This window comes from Arthrobacter alkaliphilus (assembly GCF_021483235.1).
In the GTDB taxonomy this organism is placed as follows: Bacteria; Actinomycetota; Actinomycetes; order Actinomycetales; family Micrococcaceae; genus Arthrobacter; species Arthrobacter alkaliphilus.
This window is the reverse complement of record NZ_JAKEEC010000006.1, coordinates 1-20,406: the sequence shown is the minus strand read 5'-3', so window position 1 is coordinate 20,406 and position 20,406 is coordinate 1. Positions and strand designations below refer to the sequence as shown.

The 20,406-nt window shown below is 64.7% G+C and carries 18 protein-coding genes; 11 read left to right on the top strand and 7 right to left on the bottom strand.

Features of this window, described 5'->3' with window-relative positions:
* Positions 1-61: 61 nt before the first annotated feature.
* Positions 62-1,807 carry an L-lactate permease gene (locus tag L0B83_RS06365; protein ID WP_234757570.1) on the bottom strand — a complete coding sequence of 582 codons (1,746 nt, stop codon included), beginning with the start codon at positions 1,805-1,807 and terminating at the stop codon, positions 62-64.
* Between the two features lie 178 nt (positions 1,808-1,985).
* On the opposite strand from L0B83_RS06365, the gene L0B83_RS06360 reads away from it, so the two are divergent.
* From L0B83_RS06360 to L0B83_RS06345, 4 genes are read left to right on the top strand one after another with little or no spacing between them, the layout of a single operon-like run.
* On the top strand, positions 1,986-2,789 hold the full coding sequence (locus L0B83_RS06360; protein ID WP_234757569.1) for a (Fe-S)-binding protein: 804 nt from the start codon (positions 1,986-1,988) through the stop codon (positions 2,787-2,789).
* A complete protein-coding gene (locus L0B83_RS06355; RefSeq protein ID WP_234757568.1) occupies positions 2,786-4,312 on the top strand; it encodes a LutB/LldF family L-lactate oxidation iron-sulfur protein in 1,527 nt (508 codons plus the stop codon). The genes L0B83_RS06360 and L0B83_RS06355 overlap by 4 nt, the downstream gene beginning before the upstream one ends.
* Positions 4,309-4,932, top strand: a complete 624-nt coding sequence (locus tag L0B83_RS06350; protein ID WP_234757567.1) for a LutC/YkgG family protein — start codon at positions 4,309-4,311, stop codon at positions 4,930-4,932. The genes L0B83_RS06355 and L0B83_RS06350 overlap by 4 nt, the downstream gene beginning before the upstream one ends.
* 36 nt (positions 4,933-4,968) lie before the next feature.
* On the top strand, positions 4,969-5,673 hold the full coding sequence (locus L0B83_RS06345; protein WP_234757566.1) for a FadR/GntR family transcriptional regulator: 705 nt from the start codon (positions 4,969-4,971) through the stop codon (positions 5,671-5,673).
* Between the two features lie 91 nt (positions 5,674-5,764).
* On the opposite strand, the gene L0B83_RS06340 is transcribed toward L0B83_RS06345, so the two are convergent.
* The 5 genes from L0B83_RS06340 to L0B83_RS06320 form a co-directional block, all read right to left on the bottom strand.
* Entirely contained in the window at positions 5,765-6,193 is a 429-nt protein-coding gene (locus L0B83_RS06340; protein WP_234757565.1) for a GlcG/HbpS family heme-binding protein, read from the bottom strand.
* Positions 6,190-8,370 (bottom strand): malate synthase G, encoded by a 2,181-nt coding sequence (locus L0B83_RS06335; RefSeq protein ID WP_234757564.1) that lies wholly within the window; start codon positions 8,368-8,370, stop codon positions 6,190-6,192. Before L0B83_RS06335 ends, L0B83_RS06340 begins: the two co-directional genes overlap by 4 nt.
* A 61-nt stretch (positions 8,371-8,431) precedes the next feature.
* Entirely contained in the window at positions 8,432-9,832 is a 1,401-nt protein-coding gene (locus L0B83_RS06330) for an FAD-binding oxidoreductase (protein WP_234757563.1), read from the bottom strand.
* 50 nt (positions 9,833-9,882) lie between these two features.
* Positions 9,883-11,628, bottom strand: a complete 1,746-nt coding sequence (locus L0B83_RS06325) for an L-lactate permease (RefSeq protein ID WP_234757562.1) — start codon at positions 11,626-11,628, stop codon at positions 9,883-9,885.
* A gap of 230 nt (positions 11,629-11,858) precedes the next feature.
* Positions 11,859-12,599 carry a FadR/GntR family transcriptional regulator gene (locus L0B83_RS06320; RefSeq protein WP_234757561.1) on the bottom strand — a complete coding sequence of 247 codons (741 nt, stop codon included), beginning with the start codon at positions 12,597-12,599 and terminating at the stop codon, positions 11,859-11,861.
* Between the two features lie 142 nt (positions 12,600-12,741).
* On the opposite strand from L0B83_RS06320, the gene L0B83_RS06315 reads away from it, so the two are divergent.
* From L0B83_RS06315 to L0B83_RS06285, 7 genes are all read left to right on the top strand, one after another.
* On the top strand, positions 12,742-14,034 hold the full coding sequence (locus L0B83_RS06315) for an ABC transporter substrate-binding protein (protein ID WP_234757560.1): 1,293 nt from the start codon (positions 12,742-12,744) through the stop codon (positions 14,032-14,034).
* Between the two features lie 174 nt (positions 14,035-14,208).
* A complete protein-coding gene (locus tag L0B83_RS06310) occupies positions 14,209-15,162 on the top strand; it encodes a carbohydrate ABC transporter permease (RefSeq protein ID WP_234757559.1) in 954 nt (317 codons plus the stop codon).
* Complete coding sequence (locus L0B83_RS06305; protein ID WP_234757558.1) at positions 15,159-16,040, top strand: carbohydrate ABC transporter permease; 882 nt, start codon at positions 15,159-15,161, stop codon at positions 16,038-16,040. The genes L0B83_RS06310 and L0B83_RS06305 overlap by 4 nt, the downstream gene beginning before the upstream one ends.
* 9 nt (positions 16,041-16,049) lie before the next feature.
* Positions 16,050-17,198, top strand: a complete 1,149-nt coding sequence (dgoD, locus tag L0B83_RS06300) for a galactonate dehydratase (RefSeq protein ID WP_234757557.1) — start codon at positions 16,050-16,052, stop codon at positions 17,196-17,198.
* A gap of 5 nt (positions 17,199-17,203) precedes the next feature.
* Positions 17,204-17,854, top strand: coding sequence for a bifunctional 4-hydroxy-2-oxoglutarate aldolase/2-dehydro-3-deoxy-phosphogluconate aldolase (locus tag L0B83_RS06295; protein ID WP_234757556.1), 651 nt, complete (start codon positions 17,204-17,206; stop codon positions 17,852-17,854).
* Positions 17,851-18,834, top strand: coding sequence for a sugar kinase (locus L0B83_RS06290; RefSeq protein WP_234757555.1), 984 nt, complete (start codon positions 17,851-17,853; stop codon positions 18,832-18,834). Before L0B83_RS06295 ends, L0B83_RS06290 begins: the two co-directional genes overlap by 4 nt.
* Before the next feature lie 76 nt (positions 18,835-18,910).
* Positions 18,911-19,216: a putative quinol monooxygenase gene (locus L0B83_RS06285; protein WP_234757554.1), complete on the top strand. Its 306-nt coding sequence runs from the start codon at positions 18,911-18,913 to the stop codon at positions 19,214-19,216.
* Between the two features lie 36 nt (positions 19,217-19,252).
* Here L0B83_RS06285 and L0B83_RS06280 read toward each other — a convergent pair whose 3' ends face one another.
* Positions 19,253-20,287: a Gfo/Idh/MocA family protein gene (locus L0B83_RS06280; protein ID WP_234757553.1), complete on the bottom strand. Its 1,035-nt coding sequence runs from the start codon at positions 20,285-20,287 to the stop codon at positions 19,253-19,255.
* Positions 20,288-20,406 lie beyond the last annotated feature (119 nt).

Sequence of the window (20,406 nt, the reverse complement as noted above, 5' to 3'; positions counted from 1 at the left end):
GTTCGTGGGGGAGTGCGGGACGCATCGCGCCCCGCACTCCAACGTTGCTTAGGACAGGATGCTAGGGCAGCATCCAGCCCAGGAAGGGGGTGGACTGGAGGAAAACAATAGTGCAGAGCACCAGCAACAGAGCGACGCTCCAGCCGACAACCTTGCGCAGAATCACTGATTCCTTGCCGTCCAAGTCGACGGCGCTCGCCGCGATGGCGAGGTTCTGCGGGCTAATCAGCTTGCCAACCACGCCGCCGGAGGTATTGGCGGCAACCAAGAGGTTTGGATTGATGCCGGCCTTCATGCCCGCGGTCTGTTGCAGTTTGGCGAACAGGGCGTTGGCAGACGTGTCCGAACCAGTGACGGCCGTGCCCAGCCAGCCGAGAACAGGGGAGAGGAAGGCGAAGAAGCTTCCGGTGCCAGCCAACCAGGTGCCGATCGAGACGGTCTGGCCGGAGTTGTTCATGACGTAAGCGAGCGCAAGCACTGTGATGATGGTCAGCCCGGCCCAGCGCATTTTGAAGATCGTCCTCCCGATCTCCGTCAGCGCATCGGCGACGCTGAGGCGGAAGCGGCCGCCGTCGTCGAACTTGGAGTATACGAACGCGACGATGAGCCCGGTGATGAGCAGCAGCGTGCCGGGGCTCGACAGCCACTGGAAGACGTACGTGGTGGACGAAATGGGTTTGCCGTCGGCGCTGACCAGGGCGTCATGCAGGATGGGCCACGGGATCTTGATATCGGTGGAGGCCAGGAACGCGGGGAGGTCGACGCCGATGTTCCACAGTTTGGCGATGCCGAACACCACGATCACAAGGAAGTACGGGAACAGGGCCAGCCAGGTGCGTGACGGCGTGAGGCTGTCCTCGACGGTCCTTTCGGCTGTCGCGACACCGCCCGTGCCAGAGTTTACCGGACCGTGGGAGCGGACTTCGGTTCCCCCGGCGGTTGCCTTGGCGCGCGCGCCGAGCCGCTCGCGGGCAGCCTCGCTGCCCTTCGGCTTCCACACGCGGAAGAACACGACCGCCGCCCCGAGGCCAACGAGCGAGGCCAAGATGTCCGTGAGCTCGTAGGAGAAGTAGTTGGAGCACAGGAACTGCGCAACGGCAAAGGACCCGCCGACCACGAGCGCGGCTGGCCAGCAGTCCTTGATGCCCCGGCGGCCGTCGATGATGTAGAGCAGGACCAGAGGCACGAAGGTTGCAAGCAGCGGCGCCTGCCGGCCGATGATGGAGGCGATGTCGGTGGCGTGAAGCCCGGTCAGCCCCGCGGCGGTGGTGATCGGAATGGCCATCGCACCGAATGCGACAGGCGCGGTGTTGGCCACCAGCACTGCGGCTGCGGCACGCAGCGGCGGAAGTCCCAGGGCGAGCAGCATCGTGGCGGTAATTGCGACGGGGGCACCGAACCCGGCGAGGGCCTCAAGGAGGCCGCCGAAGCAGAACGCAACCAGCACGGCCTGAAGGCGGGTATCGCCGCCGCCGATCTTGTCAAAAACGCGGCGCAGGTCTTCGAACCGGCCGCTCAGGACGGTTACCTGATAGAGCCAGACGGCCATGATGACGATCCAGAGCACTGGGAAGGCGCCGAACACGCCGCCCTGGGTTGCCGAAAGGATTGCCAGTACGGGCGGCATGTGGAAAGCGGTGATCCCGACGACCAGGGCCGCGAGCAGCGCGAAGGCCCCGGCCACGTGGGCCTTCGTCTTCACGACGGCGAGCAGGACGAAAAAGGTCAGCAGGGGCAGCAGGCCTGTTATGGCAGACCAGGCCACACTGTTGAGCACCGGATTGGTGCTGGGGGTGAAGTGCTCCATGGAGTTCCTCTACGCTGAGAGACAGATTGTGGTCGGACCACTGTGGTCGGACCATAAGAGTGTAGCGCACATCTCACGGCACCTGTGAACAGGCTCACTAAACGACAAGCCGGAGACAGGCGCTTTGACCTGCGCTACTATGGTCAGACCACACAGCTCGAACGCCCGAAAGGCTCCCATGAGAATCGCATTGTTCGCCACCTGCATCGTTGACGCGATGTATCCGCGCACGGCGCAGGCCACCGTCAGCATCCTCGAGCGGCTGGGGCACGAGGTTGTGTTCCCCCCGGCCCAGGCCTGCTGTGGTCAGATGCACGTCAACAGCGGCTATCTCAAGGAAGCCCTTCCAGTCGTCGCCAATCATGTGGAGGCCTTCAGCAGCGACGACTATGACGTCGCCGTCGCGCCGTCCGGGTCATGTGTCGCCTCGGTCAAGCATCAGCACCCGATGGTCGCGCGTTCCTGCGGTGACACGGCTCTGGAAGCCCGGGCCGCCGCCGTCGGCTCCCGGACCTATGAGCTGTCCGAGCTGCTGGTCGACGTACTTGGCGTCACCGACGCCGGCGCGCAGCTGGGCTCCTATTTTCCGCACCGGGTCACCTACCACCCCAGCTGTCACGGGATGCGCCTCCTGCGCCTCGGCGACCGCCAGTCACGGCTGCTGCGCAGCGTGACGGGAATCGACCTGGCTGAACTCCCGGAGGCCGACCAGTGCTGCGGCTTCGGCGGCACGTTCTCGATGAAGAACGCCGACGTATCTTCGGCGATGCTCGCCGATAAGACCGCGAGCATCGCCGCCACGGGCGCTGCGCTGTGTACGGGCGGCGACGCGTCCTGCCTGATGCACATCGGCGGCGGCCTCTCACGGCAAGGCAGCGCGGTCACCACCCTTCACCTGGCTGAAATCCTTGCCAGCACCGTGGACTCGCCCGCGTCCGTCGTCGGCGATGTGCGCGTCACCACCGGAAAGGCAACACGATGAGCACCTTCCTGGGCATGCCCTCCCTGCCGGTCTTCGGCTCAGGCAACCTGCACGCTACCGAATCCTTCGCCAAGGCGGCCCGGCACGAGCTCGGCAACGGCCAACTTCGTGCCAACCTCGGCCACGCCACCCACACCATCCGCGACAAGAGGCTCAAGGTGGTCTCCGAACTGCCCGACTGGGAACAACTTCGCGATGCCGGCTCCGCCATCAAGGAATCCGTGATGGCCAGGCTTCCGGAACTTCTTGAACAGTTCGAGGAGAAGTTCACTGCGCGCGGGGGAGTGATCCACTGGGCGCGCGATGCTGATGAGGCAAACGACATCGTGACCCGCCTGATCCGGGAGACCGGCGAGACCGAAGTGGTCAAAGTAAAGTCCATGGCGACCCAGGAAATCGGGCTCAACGAGTACCTCGAAGAGCAGGGAATCTCAGCGTTCGAAACAGATTTGGCCGAGCTGATCGTGCAGTTGGACCACGATAAGCCCAGCCACATCCTGGTCCCCGCGATCCACAAAAACCGCACCGAAATCCGTGATATTTTCCTTCGCGAAATGCCGGGCGCGGACCCCGCGCTCACCGACGACCCGGCGATGCTGGCGATGGCGGCCCGCGCACATCTGCGCCGAAAGTTCCTCAACGCCAAGGTGGCCGTATCAGGCGCCAACTTCGCGCTGGCCGACTCCGGTACGCTGGCCGTCGTCGAATCCGAAGGCAATGGCAGGATGTGCCTGACACTGCCGGACACCCTGATCACCGTGATGGGCGTGGAGAAGCTTTTGCCGACCTGGCAGGACCTCGAGGTGTTCATGCAGCTGCTCCCGCGCTCCTCCACCGGGGAACGGATGAACCCCTACACTTCGCTGTGGACCGGTGTCACCGAGGGCGACGGGCCGCAAAACGTGCACCTGGTGTTGCTCGACAACGGACGCAGCGCCGCGCTTGCTGACGAAATGGGCAGGTCGGCGCTGCACTGCATCCGTTGCAGCGCCTGCATGAACGTCTGCCCGGTCTACGAGCGGACCGGCGGCCACGCCTACGGCTCCACCTACCCCGGGCCGATCGGCGCCATTCTCTCCCCGTTGCTGACCGGTATCCAGTCGGAGGAGAACAGTTCGCTGCCTTACGCCTCCTCACTGTGTGGTGCCTGCTTCGATGCCTGCCCGGTGAAAATCAACATCCCGGACATCCTGGTGCACCTGCGCAGCGTCGACGTGGACAGTAAGCGAGGCATGAAGAAGGTGCCCAGCCAGATGGATGCCGGCATGAAGGCGGCGTCCTGGGCGTTGTCTTCCGGCAAACGGCTCGGATTGATCGAAAAAGGCCTCCCGATCGGCAGGCTGGCTGCCGGACCGGACAAAAAAATCACCAAGCTGCCCGGCATCGCCGCCGGATGGACCCAAAGCAGGGACATTCCTGCGCCCCCTGCGCAGTCCTTCCGTAGTTGGTGGGCAAAGGAACACCGAAGCCCGGACGTCAAAGAGGCCCCAGCGCCGACACAGCAAAAGGAAGACCAGGCATGAGCGCACGCGAAGACATCCTCGGCCGGATCCGCTCCGCACTGCGGGACGCGCCCGTAGCCCCTCCCATCCCGAGGGATTACCGGGCGGCATCCGGCTTGGGCGAGGAGGCCCTCATCGAGATGCTGGTGGACCGCCTTGTCGATTACAAGGCCCAGGTCTCCGTGGTGGAAGCGGCGGAGGTGCCCGAGCGGATCGCGGAACTGCTCGCCGACGCGCGCAGCTATGTTGTGCCCGCAGGGTTCGACGCCGGGTGGCTCGCCGGTCTCGACGGCGGGCGCCGCCACGTCGATTCCATCTCCGCCCCGCTGTCATTGGCAGAGTTGGACAGCATCGACGCCGTCGTGACCGGTAGCGCCGTCGCCGTCGCCGAAACGGGGACCATCATCCTGGATGCCAGCCCCGACCAAGGCCGCCGGGCCATCAGCCTCGTCCCGGACCACCACATCTGCGTCGTCAACGTCGCCGATATTGCCGGCATACTTCCCGAGGCGCTGCGCCGCATCGACGGAACCCGGCCGCTCACCATGATCAGCGGACCGAGCGCCACCAGCGACATCGAACTCGAACGGGTCGAGGGTGTGCACGGACCACGCCGACTCGACGTCCTCATCGCCAGGTAGGGCGGTGTTCGGGTCCGGCTGCGGCATGATTGGTCTATGTCTGAATCAACCGCCACCCGCGCGTACGATGCCGTGTTGCGCCATGTAGAGGAAAGTCTCCGCTCCGGGGCTATCAAGCTTGGCGACAGGCTCCCCGGCGAGCGTGCCCTTGCAGAGCAGTTCGGCATCTCGCGCGCCTCGGTGCGGCATGCCATCCGGTCGCTCGAGGTCATGGGCGTCGTGCGCTCCGCGACGGGCTCCGGGCCCAACTCGGGAACGATCGTAGTCTCCAACCCGTCTTCGGCCTTGGGTGGAGCATTGCGCATGCACGTGGCGAGCCATCAGCTCCCTCTCAAGGACGTTGTCGAGGCCCGGATCATGACTGAGACGTGGGCGTTGGAGCACGCCGCCGCCGCGCCCTGGACACTTGAACAAATCGATGACGCACGCCGGCTGCTCGAGGCGATGGACGACGAGGGCCTGCCCTCGGAGATCTTCACTCTTCTCGATTCCCAATTCCACGTTGCCCTGAGCGCGTTGGCCGGCAACGTCGTGGTGAGCACCATGATGGAGTCGATGCGTGAGGCGATCCGCGACTACATCAGCGACGCCGCGGCCCGGCAAGGATCCTGGGAGGAGGTTGCCCAGGTCCTCCGTGCGCACCACCATCGCATCTTCGAGGCTGTCGAGGCGCGCGACGGAGCCCTGGCAGCCCGTCTCGTCCGTGAGCACATCGACTGGTTCTACGGCCGAGCCGTCTGACACCACGACGGCCGGACCGCCCCGGCACAAAACGATCCGGCCCCTGAGACTCAGTCTCAGGGGCCGGAACTTTTTGCTGCGCCTGTTCGGGTCAGGCTACCTGGGCTGTGAGGCCTGCCGTTTGAATGGCCTTTGACGCGGCAGTCTCGTCGTTGTCGGAGCTGTCGCCGCTGATGCCAACGGCGCCCAGAAGGCCGCCGTCGTTGCCGCGGACCAGGACCCCGCCGGGGACCGGGATGAGGCGGCCGCCGAGGGCGGCGGTTGCGGCGGAGATAAAGTAGGCCTGTTGCTCGGCCCGCTCCATGAGGGCCCGGGAGCCCATGCCGAGCGCGAGGGCCCCGTATGCCTTGCCGTGGGCGATTTCGAAGCGGTTGTTCGAGGCGCCGTCCTGCCGTGCGGCAGCGATCAGGTGGCCGCCGGAATCGAGCACGACGACGGTCAGCGGCTTGAAGCCGTCCTGTTGTCCCACCGAGAGGGCCTCGGCAACGATGGATTGGGCTGTGGCGAGGTCCAGGCTCATGATGCGCTCCTTGCAAGGTCGGTGTGCTTCTGCGCCAGGCGGCGCCGGTGGAGGATCGGCTCGGTGTACCCCGAGGGCTGGCGGACGCCCTCGAGCACGAGCTCCCGGGCGGCCAGGAAGGCCTCGGTGTCGAATGCCGGAGACATGGGCAGGTAGTCCGGGTCGTTGGCGTTCTGCTCGTCGACGACGGCGGCCATGCGGCGCAACGACTCCTCCACCTCATCCGCCGTGATGACCCCGTGCAAGAGCCAGTTGGAGATGTGCTGGGAGCTGATGCGACAGGTGGCCCGGTCCTCCATCAGCGCGGTGCCGTGGATGTCGGGTACCTTGGAGCAGCCGACGCCGGCGTTGACCCAGCGTACGACGTAGCCGAGGGTGCTCTGGATGTTGTTGTCCAGCTCGTTCCGCCGGGCTTCGGCGTCCCATGCGGAGGGGTCGCCGATCGGGATGGTGAGCAGTTGCCGGAGGGTGGAGCGGCGTTCCCGGCCGAGCTTTTCCTGCTGGGCGTCCACATCGACCTGGTGGTAGTGGATGGCGTGCAAGGTGGCCGCGGTGGGGGAGGGGACCCAGGCGCAGTTGGCGCCGGCGAGCGGGTGCGCGATCTTCTGGTCAAGCATGTCTGCCAGGTTGTCCGGCGCGGCCCACATGCCCTTGCCGATCTGGGCACGGCCGCGGAACCCGCACTCGAGCCCGGTGTCGACGTTGGCGTCCTCGTAGGCTTTGATCCAGCTGGTGGAGCGCATGTCCGCCTTGCGCACCATGGGGCCCGCGAGCATCGATGTGTGGATCTCGTCGCCGGTACGGTCCAGGAACCCGGTGTTGATGAAGACGACCCGCTCCCGGGCCTCCCAGATGCACGCTTTGAGGTTCGCGGAGGTGCGGCGCTCCTCGTCCATGATTCCGATTTTGAGGGTCAGCGGGTCGAGCCCGAGCACCGATTCGGCGCCCGCGAGCAGGGCGCAGGCCACTGCGACCTCGCGAGGGCCGTGCATCTTGGGCTTGACGATGTATACCGATCCCGTCCGCGAGTTCCCGCCGGCATGCGGGCCGCGCAGGTCATGCACGGAACCGAGGCCGGTGAAGAGGGCATCGAGGATCTCCTCGGGCACGGGATTGCCGAACGCGTCGAGGATGGCGTCGCTGGTCATGAGGTGACCGACCTGGCGGATGAGCAGCATCGAACGGCCGGGCAGGGTCAGCTCGGAGCCGCCGGGGGTCGTGTAGACGCGGTCCGGGTTGAGTCGGCGTGTGTAGGTCTTGCCGTCTTTCTCGATATCCGCGGTCAGCGTGCCCTGCATGAGCTGGAGCCAGTTCCGGTAGCCTTCGACCTTGTCCTCGGCATCCACCGCAGCCACTGAGTCCTCAAGGTCCATGATGGTTGTGACCGCCGACTCCAGGATGATGTCCTTCACGCCCGCGGCGTCGCCGGAGCCGATGGGGTGGCTCCGGTCGATTTGGATCTCAATGTGCAGCCCGTGGTGCACGAGCAACACGGCTTCCGGTTCCTGCGCTGTTCCGCGGTAGCCCGCGAGCTGGGATGGTTCGGCGAGCTGGAGTTCCCCGCCCGGCGTCTCGGCGACGAGTGCGCCGTCGGCAATGCGGTAGGCGGTGACATCAGCGTGCGAGCCGCCGGTCAGGGGCGTGTGTTCGTCGAGGAATTGCCGCCCCCGGGCAACCACAGCTGCCCCGCGGACGGGGTTGTAGGCGCCGGTGCGCTCCCGCCCCTCCGCCTCGTCGATGACATCGGTGCCGTACAGCGCGTCGTACAGCGAACCCCACCGGGCGTTGGCCGCGTTTGCCGCGAAACGGGCGTTCAGCAGCGGGACCACCAGCTGGGGCCCCGACACGGCGGCTATTTCAGGATCGACGCCGTCCGTACTGATCGTAAAGTTCTCCGGCTCATCGACCAGGTAGCCAATAGAACGCAGGAACGCCTCGTATGTCCCGGGATCGACCGGACCCGGTGCGGAACGGTGGAACGCGTCGATCTGCTCCTGCAGCCTGTCGCGGACCTCCAGCAGTTCCCGCACCTGGGGGGAAAACTCCTCGACGAGGGCCGCCGCGCCGGTCCAAAAAGCCTCCTGTTCGATCCCGGTGCCGGGGAGTGCCTCATCCCTGACGAAGGCATAAAGCCCTTCATCGACAGTGAGTCCACTGATCTCCACATGAGATGACATGCTTTCTTGCTCCTTATAAAGGGGTTGTGCTGCTGATGGAAATTCTGTGTGGCCCGTCGCTTCAGATGGCCTTGCCCGGGTTGAGGATGCCTCTCGGATCGATGACGTCCTTGATTGCCTGCTGGAGCGAGCGGGAGGTCTCGCCGAGTTCCTCGCCCACCCAGTCCCGTTTGAGCAGCCCTACGCCGTGTTCCCCGGTGAGGGTGCCGCCAAGGCGCCGCGCGAGGTGGAACATGTCTCCGAGGGCAGCCTTCGCAGGACCTTCGGTGATCGGCTCGTGGGGATCGACGACGAGCATGGGATGCAGGTTGCCGTCGGCCGCGTGCGCCACGCTAAAGATCCGTACACCGGTCTTGGCCGCGATGTCCTCGAGCCCGGCGAACGCCTCCGCGAGCCGGTTCCGGGGCACCGCGATGTCGCCGATCGAGACGCGGCCGAGCTTCTCCAAGGAAGGGATCGCGTCGCGCCGGGCCTTGACCAGGGCCTCGGCCTCCCCGGCGTCGGCGGCACGGTGGATCGACGTGGCGTACGGAAGAATGGCCTGCGCTATTTCGTCAAGTTCGAGGTGGGCGCCATAGCCGTCCGTCTGGGCGAGGAGGAAGGCCCCGCCGAGCTCGCGATGCCTGGTTCCCTCTGCCTGGTCGACAGCCTCGAGGGTGGGGCCGTCCATGAGTTCCAGGATTGAGGGCTGGATGCGCGCGGCCGTGATTGCGGAAGCGGCCCGGCCGGCTGCCTCGATGTCGGCAAAGTATGCTGCGAGGGTCTCCGTCCGAACTGGTTTTGGCCGGAGGCGAAGAGTGGCCTCGACCACAATGCCGAGGGTTCCCTCGGAGCCGATGAAGAGGGCGTTGAGGTCGTAGCCGGTGACGCCCTTGATGGTTGCCCTGCCGGTGCGGAGGATGCGCCCGTCCGCGAGGACCACAGTCAGTCCGAGTATTGATTCGCGGGTGACGCCGTACTTTGCGCACCACATGCCGCCCGCATTCGTGGCAATGTTCCCGCCGATCGAGCAGATTGCGGTGCTGGCGGGATCGGGGGCGTAGAAGAGCCCGTGCCTGGCTGCCGCGGCGTTGACCTCGGCGTTGAGCACTCCGGGTTCGACGATGGCCGTCATCTCCACGGGATCGATGGCCAGAATGCGGTTCATTCCGGAGACATCGATCACAACCTCTCCCGCGTGGGCGCTGGCGCCGGCGGCGAGGCCTGTGCCTGCTCCACGCGGGACCACGGGCGCACCGTGGGCGTGGGCGAGGCGCAGCGCTTCGACGACGTCGTCGACGCTCCTGGCGAGGACGACGCCGTCGGGAAGCGTGGCGGGGATGTAGCCTGAGCGGTCGGTGGCCGCAGCGCGCCGCGCCTCGGCGTCGGTGGTCGCCTGCGGGTGGGCTGCCAGGACTGCCGCGGCCGGCGAGGAGTCCGGAGTTGCATCGGTTGCGGCGGTGGAGGCTGTGTTCACTGTCATTGTGGGGTCCTTCGGGTTGTTGCGCAGGGGACTGGTCCTTATTTCGTTTCTCACGGAACCATCCACGAAAGGACGTTGGTCTGGAGCAGGACGAGCACAGTGAGGAGGGCGAGCAGGCCGATGCTCCAGCCGATGAGCCGTCGGAACAGCGTGCTTTCCAGCCCGTCGATACCGACGGCAGCCGCGGCCACAGCCAGGTTCTGCAGCGAGAGCATCTTGCCCAGGACGCCGGCCGAGGAATTCGTCGCGGCCATCAGCACCGGCGAAAGGCCCGCGTGCGTGGCTGCGGTCACTTGCAGCTGGCCGAAGAGGGAGTTCGCCGAAGTGTCCGAGCCGGTGAGCGCAACGCCGATCCAGCCCAGGACCGGGGAGAGGAGGGCGAAGATGCCCCCGGCCGAAGCCAGGGCCACGCCGAGGGTTCCGGTCTCGCCCGAAAGGTTCATGACGAACGAGAGCGCCAGTACAGAACACACGGTCAGGATCGTCCACCTCAGCATCCCCAGCGTCTTGACGTAGATTTTGATCCCGTCCGCGAAGCGGATCCGGTACAGCGCCAGCGTAATGAGCCCGGAAATGAGCAGCAGCGTGCCGGTGGCCTTGAGGTGGTCGAACCGCATGATTTGCGATGCGGCCGGCTTGCCGTTCGTCCCGACAACGTCGAGCCCGGGCCAGTTGAACGAGAATCCGCCGGCAGCCGTCAGCCAGGACTTGATGGCGGGAATCTGGGAAATGGAGAAGACGGCGATGACCACCAGATATGGTGCTATGGCCATCCAGATCTCCCGTGGTGACGGGCGGGCAGGAACCTCGGATTCGGCTGCAGAGCCCTGTCCGGGGCGTACGGACTGTCCGATTCCAGGCGCTGTCCCGCCCCTGACCGACGTCCTTCCGGCACCCGAGTTGCCAGCTGCGCCTTCTGTGCCCAGCACGATGGACGCGGGTTCCCCGACTGCCACGGCATTGTCGGCAACCTCAGCGGCGGCGGGCTTCCACACCCGGAGCAGCAGCAGGACGGCTGCGATGGCGACAATGCCCGCCAGGACGTCGGTGAGCTCCACAGTGAAGAAGTTCGACGTGGCAAATTGGACGATGGCGAAGACTGTGCCGCCCACAACTGCCGCAGGCCACGTTTGGCGAACGCCGCGCCTGCCGTCAACGATGAACACCAGCAGGAGCGGGACGATGAGGGCGAGGAACGGCGTCTGCCGTCCGGCCATGGCGGCGACGGTTCCGAGCGGAATGCCGGTGACACCGCTCAGAGCGATGACCGGCGATCCCATCGCGCCGAAGGCGACGGGCGCGGTGTTGGCCAGAAGCGATACCGAAGCGGACTTGAGGGGCTTCATGCCTGCCGCCATCAGCATGGCAGAGGTGATCGCCACGGGTGCGCCGAATCCGGCCAGGGCCTCCAGGAGTGCGCCGAAGCAAAACGCGATCAGGATCGCCAGGATCCGCAGGTCGCCCGAGACCGACCGGATGGTCGCACCAAGCACTCCGAACCAGCGGGTTTCCGTGGTGAGCCGGTAGACCCAGAGGGCGTTGATCAGGATCCACAGGATGGGGAAGAAGCCATAGAAAGCACCCTCGGCGGTGGCGCTCAAGGCTTGGCCGACGGGCATCCGCCACACGGCAACAGCCAGCACCACGGACAGGGCCAGACTCGCAACGGCGGCCTTCCATGCCTTGGTCCGGAAAACGCCGAGGAGGATGAACAACAGAATGAGAGGAAGGGCCGCGAGCACCGCTGCGAGGGCCAATGATCCCAAGGGATCGGTTAACTGGTGGAACGCTGTCACGAGAGACTCCTTTGTCTGAGACAACAGATCGTAGGGCTTGCACTTCGAGAACCAACGGAAGGAGATTTCCACTGCACGGAACGCTGCAGGTGGATTGAATATTAGGCGCACCCGCGCCTGCTGGTCAATGGTCAGTCCACAGTGGTTCGTCCACAATGGTCAGTCCACCGAGCTGAGTCTGTCCCTAGTGGTCAGTCCACAGGTCCTAGTGTGCCCCTGGGATGGGTGTCCTAGCTGTCCTCACCGGGAGCGTGGTGCTTTGACCAGATTTCGGCCATTTCCTCAACGAACTGTTCGACGATCCTGCTCATGGCGGCATGGGCGCTTTCCGCCTCGCCGCGCTGGATGGCGCTCGCCACGTCCACGTGAAGTTGAAGGGCCTCGTGATGGGGCAAGTGGGGCATGAGTCCATGCTCCGCGCGCCCGGTCAGGAGTTCCTTCACGAGGTTGTGAAGCTGGGAAAACATCGGATTTCCCGAGGCGCGCAGAACTGCGGCGTGAAACTCGATGTCCAGCCTCAGGAACTCGTCCTGGTTGCCGCCGTGGCCTGCGGCCCACAACCGTGCGGCCAAGGAAACCAGATCGCTGCCGGCTTCCAGTGAGGCGCGCCGGGCGGCTAGCCGCGCGGCTTGCGGCTCGATTGCACCGCGCAGTTCATTGAGCGCTTGCAGCTGGTCGAGTCTCTTGGAAGACGCAAGCCGCCAGCGGATGACCTGCGGGTCATAAAGGTTCCAGGTCTCTTCGGGTTGCACTACGGTGCCAAGGCGCCGCCGTGATTCCAACATGCCCATGGAGCAAAGCACCCGTGTGGCTTCCCGGACCACGGATCGGGAGACGTTGTGTTCTTTCTCCAAGCTATCCAGGCGCAGGACCGAATTCGCCTGGAGGGTCCCCTCGGCGATGGCGAGTCCCAGGTTCTGGACCAGCACTGTATGCAGGTCCGGAGTGGGGTCGCTATGGGGGGTCTTCATAAATAAATCATACTGAATTACGGCAAGCCCTTGTTTAAGTATGCTTTATTTCCCTAAGCTCTCATCCGGAGCAGATGTATGGATGCATCTGCAGTCGGCTGGACGAGGTTGTCCGGCTCTGAAAACTAAACGGGGAGTCGTAATGAAGCGGCGTTCAATTGTGAAATATGCGGCAGTGGCCGCAGTCCTGTCTCTCGGTCTGACCGCATGTGGAGGCAGCGGCGGGGGCGAGACGAAGGCGTCAGGGACCGTTCGGGTCACGCTGGCCAACCATGTCTGGACCGAGGGGATCAAGGCCTCGATTCCTGAATTCGAGAAGGCCACAGGGCTCAAGGTCGAACTGACCCAGCTCGGTGAAGACCAGCTCTCAGACCAGTACAACGTCAAGCTCAACGCGGGCACCGACGAGATCGACGTCATGATGTACCGTCCTCTTCAGGAAGGCAAAGCATTCGCAAAGAACGGCTATCTTGCCGACCTGACCAGCAAAGTGTCCCAGGACGCCGGCTGGGACTGGAAGGATTACCAAGACGGTCCTGTGAAGGCCAGCACTGTCGACGGGAAAGTGGTGGGTGTACCCATCATCACCGAGCGCGAAGTGCTCTATTACCGCAAGGACCTGCTGAAGGCTGCGGGTCTCGCGGTACCCAAGACCATGAACGAGCTCCAGGCGGCAGCGAAGACCATCGCCGCAACCTCGCCTGACACGGCAGGCTTTGTGGCGCGAACGAACAAGTCGGCCGCCGTCACCCAGTTCTCAAGCTTCCTGTACAGCTTCGGCGGGGATTTCGTCGACGGCAGCGGCAAATCCGCTGTGGGAAGCGATGCCGCGAAGAAGGCCTACGCCTTCTACGGTGGTCTCATCAAGAACTTCGGACCCAAGAACGTCAGCACCGACATGAGCTGGCCGGAAGCCATGGCTGTCTTCACCCAAGGCAAAGCGGCCTTCTACACTGAGGCCGATTCGCTCTACAAGAACGCGACAGACCCGGCCAAGTCGAAGGTCGCCGACAACGTGGGCTTCGCCGCCCTGCCCGCCGGCCCCGCAGGTTCCAAGCCGTACAACATCGCTTCGTGGGGCTTGGCCGTCAATAAGGCGTCCAGCAACCAGGACAATGCATGGAAATTCATCCAGTGGGCAACGAGCAAGGAACGCACCCTGGCCGCACAGAAGGCCGGCGTGCCGGGAGCCCGCTCCTCGGTCTGGGCTGACCCGGCGGGCACGTCGACGTACCCGAAGGACCTGGCGGAGGCCATCGCGAGCAGCGCCAAGGCCGGGGTTGGGCACGACCGTCCCGAGGTGATCACGGTAGGAAAGGCCCGCGAAATCGTGGGCACTCCGATCGTTTCCACGATCACGGGAGCCGACGCTTCAGCTGCAGCCGACAAGGCCAGCAGCGATTTCCAGAAGTTCCTGGACAGCGAAAAGAAGTAACGCAACCGCCGCGGCGGGACGGCTTGGTTGCCGTCCCGCCGCGGCCGACACGCGAATTCGCCCTCAACTCCTTAGGTGAACCATGTCTGTACAAACCGCTCCCCGCAGCGCGTCCTCCAGNCCCCCCCCCCCGCGGCCGACACGCGAATTCGCCCTCAACTCCTTAGGTGAACCATGTCTGTACAAACCGCTCCCCGCAGCGCGTCCTCCAGAAGATCGGACCGGACCACCGGTGCCCGTGAGAACTTCTCGGGCTGGGCCAACCGCCATCGGAAATGGCTCTTCGCGGCCCCCGCGATGATCTTTGTCGGTGTGCTGATCGTCTTCCCCTTGGCTTGGACCGTCTACCTTAGCCTGACGGACTCGCATGGGTCCGTCCGGGCCGCTTCTGAGTTTGTGGGCCTGCAGAACTACGCCACTGTCCTCTCCGATACGGACCGTTTCTGGCCGGCAGTCACACGCACACTTTCCTTCACGGGCGTGGCGCTGGCGTGCGAAATTCTGCTGGGCCTGGGCGTCGCCTTGCTGTTGTGGCGGCCGTTCCGCGGTGAGCGCTGGGTCCGGGTGGCAATCCTCCTGCCGCTCGTAGCCACCCCTGTGGCAGTGGGCATGATGTGGAGGCTGATCCTGGATCCGAACATCGGGTTGGTCAACCAGCTCTTAGGTCTGGTCGGCATCCCGCCGCAGCCGTGGCTGTCAGGTCAGGACACCGCACTTGGTACCACAATCTTCATGGATGTGTGGCAGTGGACCCCCATGGTGGTCCTTATCCTTCTTGCCGGCTTGACTTCCTTGTCCGACGAACCCGACGAAGCTGCACGGATGGACGGTGCCAACGCCTTCCAGCGCTTCTTCTATGTCACGCTGCCGCTGATGATGCCAACCATGATCGTTGCTGTCCTGCTCCGCGGCATCGACGCCCTGAAGACCTTTGACATCCTCTATGCCACGAAAGGCAAGGGCGGCGGCTCCTTCCATGAGGTGGAGACCCTCAACGTCTACGCCTACGGGCTGAGCTTCGACTACAACCAATACGGTCTGTCCTCCGCGGTTCTGATTCTGTTTTTCATGATCATTATCGGCACGATGTGGCTTCTGACCATGCGCAAGAAAGCGGCAAGCAAATGACCGTCCTGAACAAAGCCCGCATCTCGACCGGAGCGCCCGCGGTGCCCGCCCGTCGTCGTAAGCCCATCAGCGCACGCGCCTACAAGGTGTTTCGTGTGGTCGCGCTGGTCGTCGTCGTCCTTTTCCTGATCGCTCCGCTGTTCTGGATGCTTTTGGCCTCCTTCAAGACCAACGTGGACATCTACGACGCCGGCAAGTCTTTCCTGTTCTCGCCGACGGTGGAGAACTATGCCAACGTGCTGCAGCGAAACAACTACTTTGTCTTCATTACGAACAGCTTTAGCGTGGCCTTCGTGTCCACGGCGCTGTCGCTGGTGCTGGGCGTTCCTGCCGCTTATGCGATGAGCAGGTTCACCATGCACCGCTCGGCCCTCGTAGTCCTGATGGCACGCGTCATCCCGGGAGTTTCGCTTCTGGTGCCCTGGTATTACGTCTTCTCCAATTTGAAGATGGTTGGCGGGTTCGAAGCGCTGATCCTCAGCCACATGTTCGTGGCATTGCCCCTGATCGTGTACATCATGATGAGCTACTTCGACTCATTGCCCCTTGAACTCGAAGAGTCGGCGCAGGTGGACGGTTTGACGCCGATCGGGGCCTTCCGCCGCATCACGCTGCCCCTGTCGGTCGCCGGGATGGCCACAGCGGGAATCCTGTCGTTCATCTTCTCGTGGAACAACTTCATGTTCGCCTTGGTTCTCTCCGGCTCCAAGACCAAGACCCTGCCTGTGGCGATCTTTGACTTCGTCTCCTACGCAAGCATCGATTGGGGCGGGCTCATGGCCGCCGCCACCGTGGTCACCATCCCGATCATGATCATCGCGCTCTTCACCCAGAAATACATCGTGTCCGGCATGACTGCCGGCGCGACCAAAGGTTAGGGGCCCGGCATGACGCGTATCAGCAAGATCGAAACGTTCCTTGTCCCGCCGCGCTGGTTGTTCGTGCGGATCGAAACCGACAGCGGAATCGTCGGTTGGGGAGAGGCCAGTTGCGAGGGCCGCAGCGAAACCGTCCGCACCGCCGTCGAGCAACTCTCCGAGTTGCTCATCGGAAACGACGCCCTTCGGATCGAGGACCACTGGCAGGTCATGACCAAGGGATCGTTCTACCGTGGCGGTCCGATCCTGGGGAGCGCGGTTTCGGGCCTGGACCAGGCCCTATGGGACATCGCGGGCAAACATTTCAACGCTCCCGTGCACCAGCTGCTCGGTGGCCCGGTCCGTGACCGGATCAGGATGTACGGCTGGGTCGGCGGGGACGAGCCGAACGAGGTGGCCGACCAGATCAGCGCGCAACTCGAAGTCGGACTCACTGCCGTCAAGATGAACGCCAGCGGCCGGATGGGCCCGGTGGCAACAGTGGCAGAGATCGACGGCGTGGTCCGGCGAGTGGAGGCCGCCCGGGAAGTGCTGGGCGACCACCGGGACGTCGCGGTCGACTTCCATGGCCGCTTCAGCCTCGCCAACGCCCGCAGGGTGGCACCCCTCCTGGAACCCTGCCGCCCCTTCTTCCTCGAGGAGCCGGTGGTCCCGGAAAACACGCACCTTCTGCGCGAGTTCACCTCTTCCACCACGACGCCGGTCTCCACAGGCGAGCGGCTCTACAGCAGGCAGGAATTCCTGCCCGCGCTGCAGGCCGGGATCGCCGTGGCCCAACCGGACCTCTCCCACGCCGGTGGCATCACGGAAGTCCGGAAAATCGCCTCTTTGGCCGAAGTGTACGAGGTCCAGCTCGCCCCGCATTGCCCTTTGGGCCCGCTGGCGCTGGCGGCCTGCCTGCAAGTGGGGTTTGCCACGCCAAACTTCCTGATCCAGGAGCAGAGCATCGGGATCCACTACAACCAAGGCGCCGAGGTCCTGGACTACGTGGTGGACAAGACACCGCTCAAATTCGTGGACGGGCACATTGAACGGTTGACCGGGCCGGGCCTCGGGATCGAGATCGACGAGGCCGTTGTCCGCGCCGCCGACAAACAGGGGCACGCATGGCGCGGCCCGGTGTGGCGCCATTCCGACGGCTCCTTCGCAGAATGGTGACCAAGATGGCTGCAGATTCGTTCCTGCAGGGACTGAGCAACGCACGGCTCGTGGGGATCGTGCGCGGAACATCCGGAGAGGCAGCGGTGGACACCGCCCTTGCGCTCATCGAGGAGGGCTTCTCCTACGTCGAGGTCGCACTCACGACGCCGGACGCCCTCGCGGCTATCGCGCGCATCCGTGCTTCCGCGCCGGAGTCGTGCTTCGTGGGAGCGGGAACCGTCCTCACCGCCCGGGACGTGCACGATGTCGCTGCGGCCGGTGGCCAGTTCATCGTCACCCCGGCCTTGGCCGAATCGATTGAGGCAGGTGCCGGCCTCGGGATCCCAGTCCTCGCCGGCGCGATGACCCCCAGCGAAGCCCATGGGGCAATGACCCGCGGCGCTACCGCGGTGAAGCTCTTCCCGGCCTCGCTCGGCGGCCCCTCCTACCTCAAAGCACTCCGGGACCCGTTTCCGCGGACTCCGTTCATCGCCGTCGGCGGAGTTGGCTTGAAGGAAGCTCCTGCTTTCTGGGAAGCCGGCGCCATCGCAGTTGGCCCGGGAAGTCCGCTCGTCGGAGACGCGGCGTCCGGAGGTGACCTCAACGCCTTGCGCGAACGCGCCAGGGCCTTCGTGGCCCTTGCCGCGCGCCACGGCAAGGTCGAGCAGCCTTGAGCGCCGCCGTCGACCTTCTGACGTTCGGGGAGACCATGGTCTCCCTCAGGAGTCCCGGCCCCCTTTCTGCGGGCGGCAGCCTGAGCATGCACGCCGCAGGGGCCGAATCCAACGTGGCCGTGGGCATGGCGCGCCTCGGCCACACGGTCACCTGGGCCGGGGTGCTGGGGGCGGATCCGCACGGCGAGTTCATTCTTCGGCAATTGCGCTCCGAAGGTGTCGGCGTACAGCACCGGATCGACCAGGCCCGCAGCACCGGCGTGATGTTCCTCGAACAGCGCACAGCCGACGTCAGCCGTGCTTTTTACTACCGTGCAGGTTCGGCGGGATCCACTTTTCGATCGGACGACCTTCAGCCGGCACTCGATGCGGGCGCCAGGATCCTGCATCTGACCGGGGTTACCGCCGCACTGGGGCCAGGGCCACTCGAAGCCGTGGAGTATGCAGCCCGGCGCGCCGCAAGCGAAGGGATCCTGGTCTCCTTGGACGTGAATTACCGTAGCAAGCTCTGGACCCGGCACCAGGCGCGTACCGCGCTCAGCGCGATCGCCGGATACGTTGACGTCGTGATCGCTTCCGCGGACGAGCTTGACCTGCTCGCGTCCGATGAGCCGGCCCTCGCCGACGGAAACCACAGCTCAGGAGCGGAGGCCCGGCTTGCGGCCGGGCTGCTGGACCGCGGCGTACGGGAAGTCGTGGTCAAGCGGGGAGCAGACGGCGCATGTGCCTACACCGCCGCTGGGTGCCTCGAGGCGCAAGCCTTGCCTGTCACCAGCGTCGATACCGTGGGAGCCGGTGACGCCTTCACCGCCGGTTACCTGTCCGCAGTGCTCGACGGCGACGACCTCGCCGGGCGGCTCCGGCGCGGGGTCATTACTGGCGCTGTCGCCGTCAGCACGGTGGGCGACTGGGAAGGGCTGCCCCGCAGGGGGGAACTGGGATTGCTGGGCGATCACGAGCCCGGAAGCACGCAGCGATAAATCGGAGCGTTGACCAGCTCCGGACCCCGTGATCGACTGAATGCTGAATGATCCGATGTCGTGAAGAGGAGCACTCATGCCGATCTACCAGACCGCGCACTACCAGGTTCAAGGCGATGCCGTCGAACGCGTTAAGGCAGCAGTTGAGGAGTTCGTCTCCTACGTGAAGGCGAATGAGCCGGGCACCAGGCTTTATGCCGCATGGCAGGAGATCGAGGATCCCACCAAGTTCGTCCACCTTTTCATTTTCGAGAATGAGGACGCACACGAGGCCCACGGCCGGTCGGACGCCGTCGCGGCCTTTGAAGCCGTCTATCAGCCAGTGCTTGTGGGCGGGCCGGTCCGGTTCACCGACTACGGTCTGGTCGCCGCCAAGATGTGACCAAGGACTGCCCCGCAACCGCACATCCAGGTTCCCTTAGCGTTCTTGGGCGTTGGCCTCGAATCGGGTGCCGGCACGGGGTTCCAGTCCGATGGCTGCGTAGCATTGGTCGATGAGTTCCGCGGTTTGTACGGCGTCGTCGCTGTCTGTGGGCATGGGGATTCCATGTCTGACCAGGGCAGCGAAAGCCTCCAACTGGTAGGTGTAGGAGGATCTTGTGCCCAGGTGCTCGATTCGTTCACCGTCAGTCGTTTTCACCTCGAGGCTGTCATCGGTGTGGGGGAGGATGAAATTTGATACGGTGGCTTGCCCCTTGCTTCCGATGGCGCGGTAGGTCATTTCGATTCGGTGCCCGTTCATATTGCATCGCGCGGTTGCGGTGATTCCGGAGGGATAGACCAGTTCAGCGTCAACCCATTCGTCCACGCCCGGCAAGCCCGTCCGTTCGGCTCCCCGGGCACCGATGAGCGTGGGATTCCCTCCTGCCAGGTGGGCCATGGCTCGGACGGCATGGAGGCTGTAGCAGCCCAAGTCCATGAGTGCGCCGCCCGCGAGTGGCAGCGACCACCGGGGGTCTTCGGGTGGCGGCGGTGGAATCGTCACCATGGTTTCCACACGCTGCAGCTCGCCCAGTTCCCCGGACGCGACGAGTTCGTGGAGTCTCTTCGTGACGGGGTGGTAAAGGTAGTGGAAACCGTCGACGACCTGCACGCCCGCGCGTTTGCCTGCGTCCCGCACTTCCTTGGCTTCTGCTGTGTTTGCGGCGAACGGCTTTTCCGACAGGACGTGTTTTCCCGCCGCAATGGCAGCAAGGTTCCATCGTCCGTGCAGTGAGTTGGCCAGCGGATTGTAGACCGCTTCGATCTCCGGGTCGTTGACAAGATCTTCATAGGAGCCGACTACCCGTTCGACGCCGTACCGGTCGGCAAAGTCCTGCGCCCGGTCCCGGTCGCGGGCTGCGACGACCACCAGCCGCGCACCTGTCAGCTTGGAAGGTTCAACGATGGATGTCGGGCTGATGCGGGACGCCCCCAAAATGCCGATGCGTAGCGGCGCGTCTTTTGGATCCATGTGTGGAGTCCTTTCTGGTCTCTGGTGCCGCCTTTGCCTTGCCGTATTGTCGGGGGCGTTCCCGCCAGGGTGGGCTTACTGGCTGAAGGCGGCGTCGAAGCTGGTTTGGGAGGGTGGGA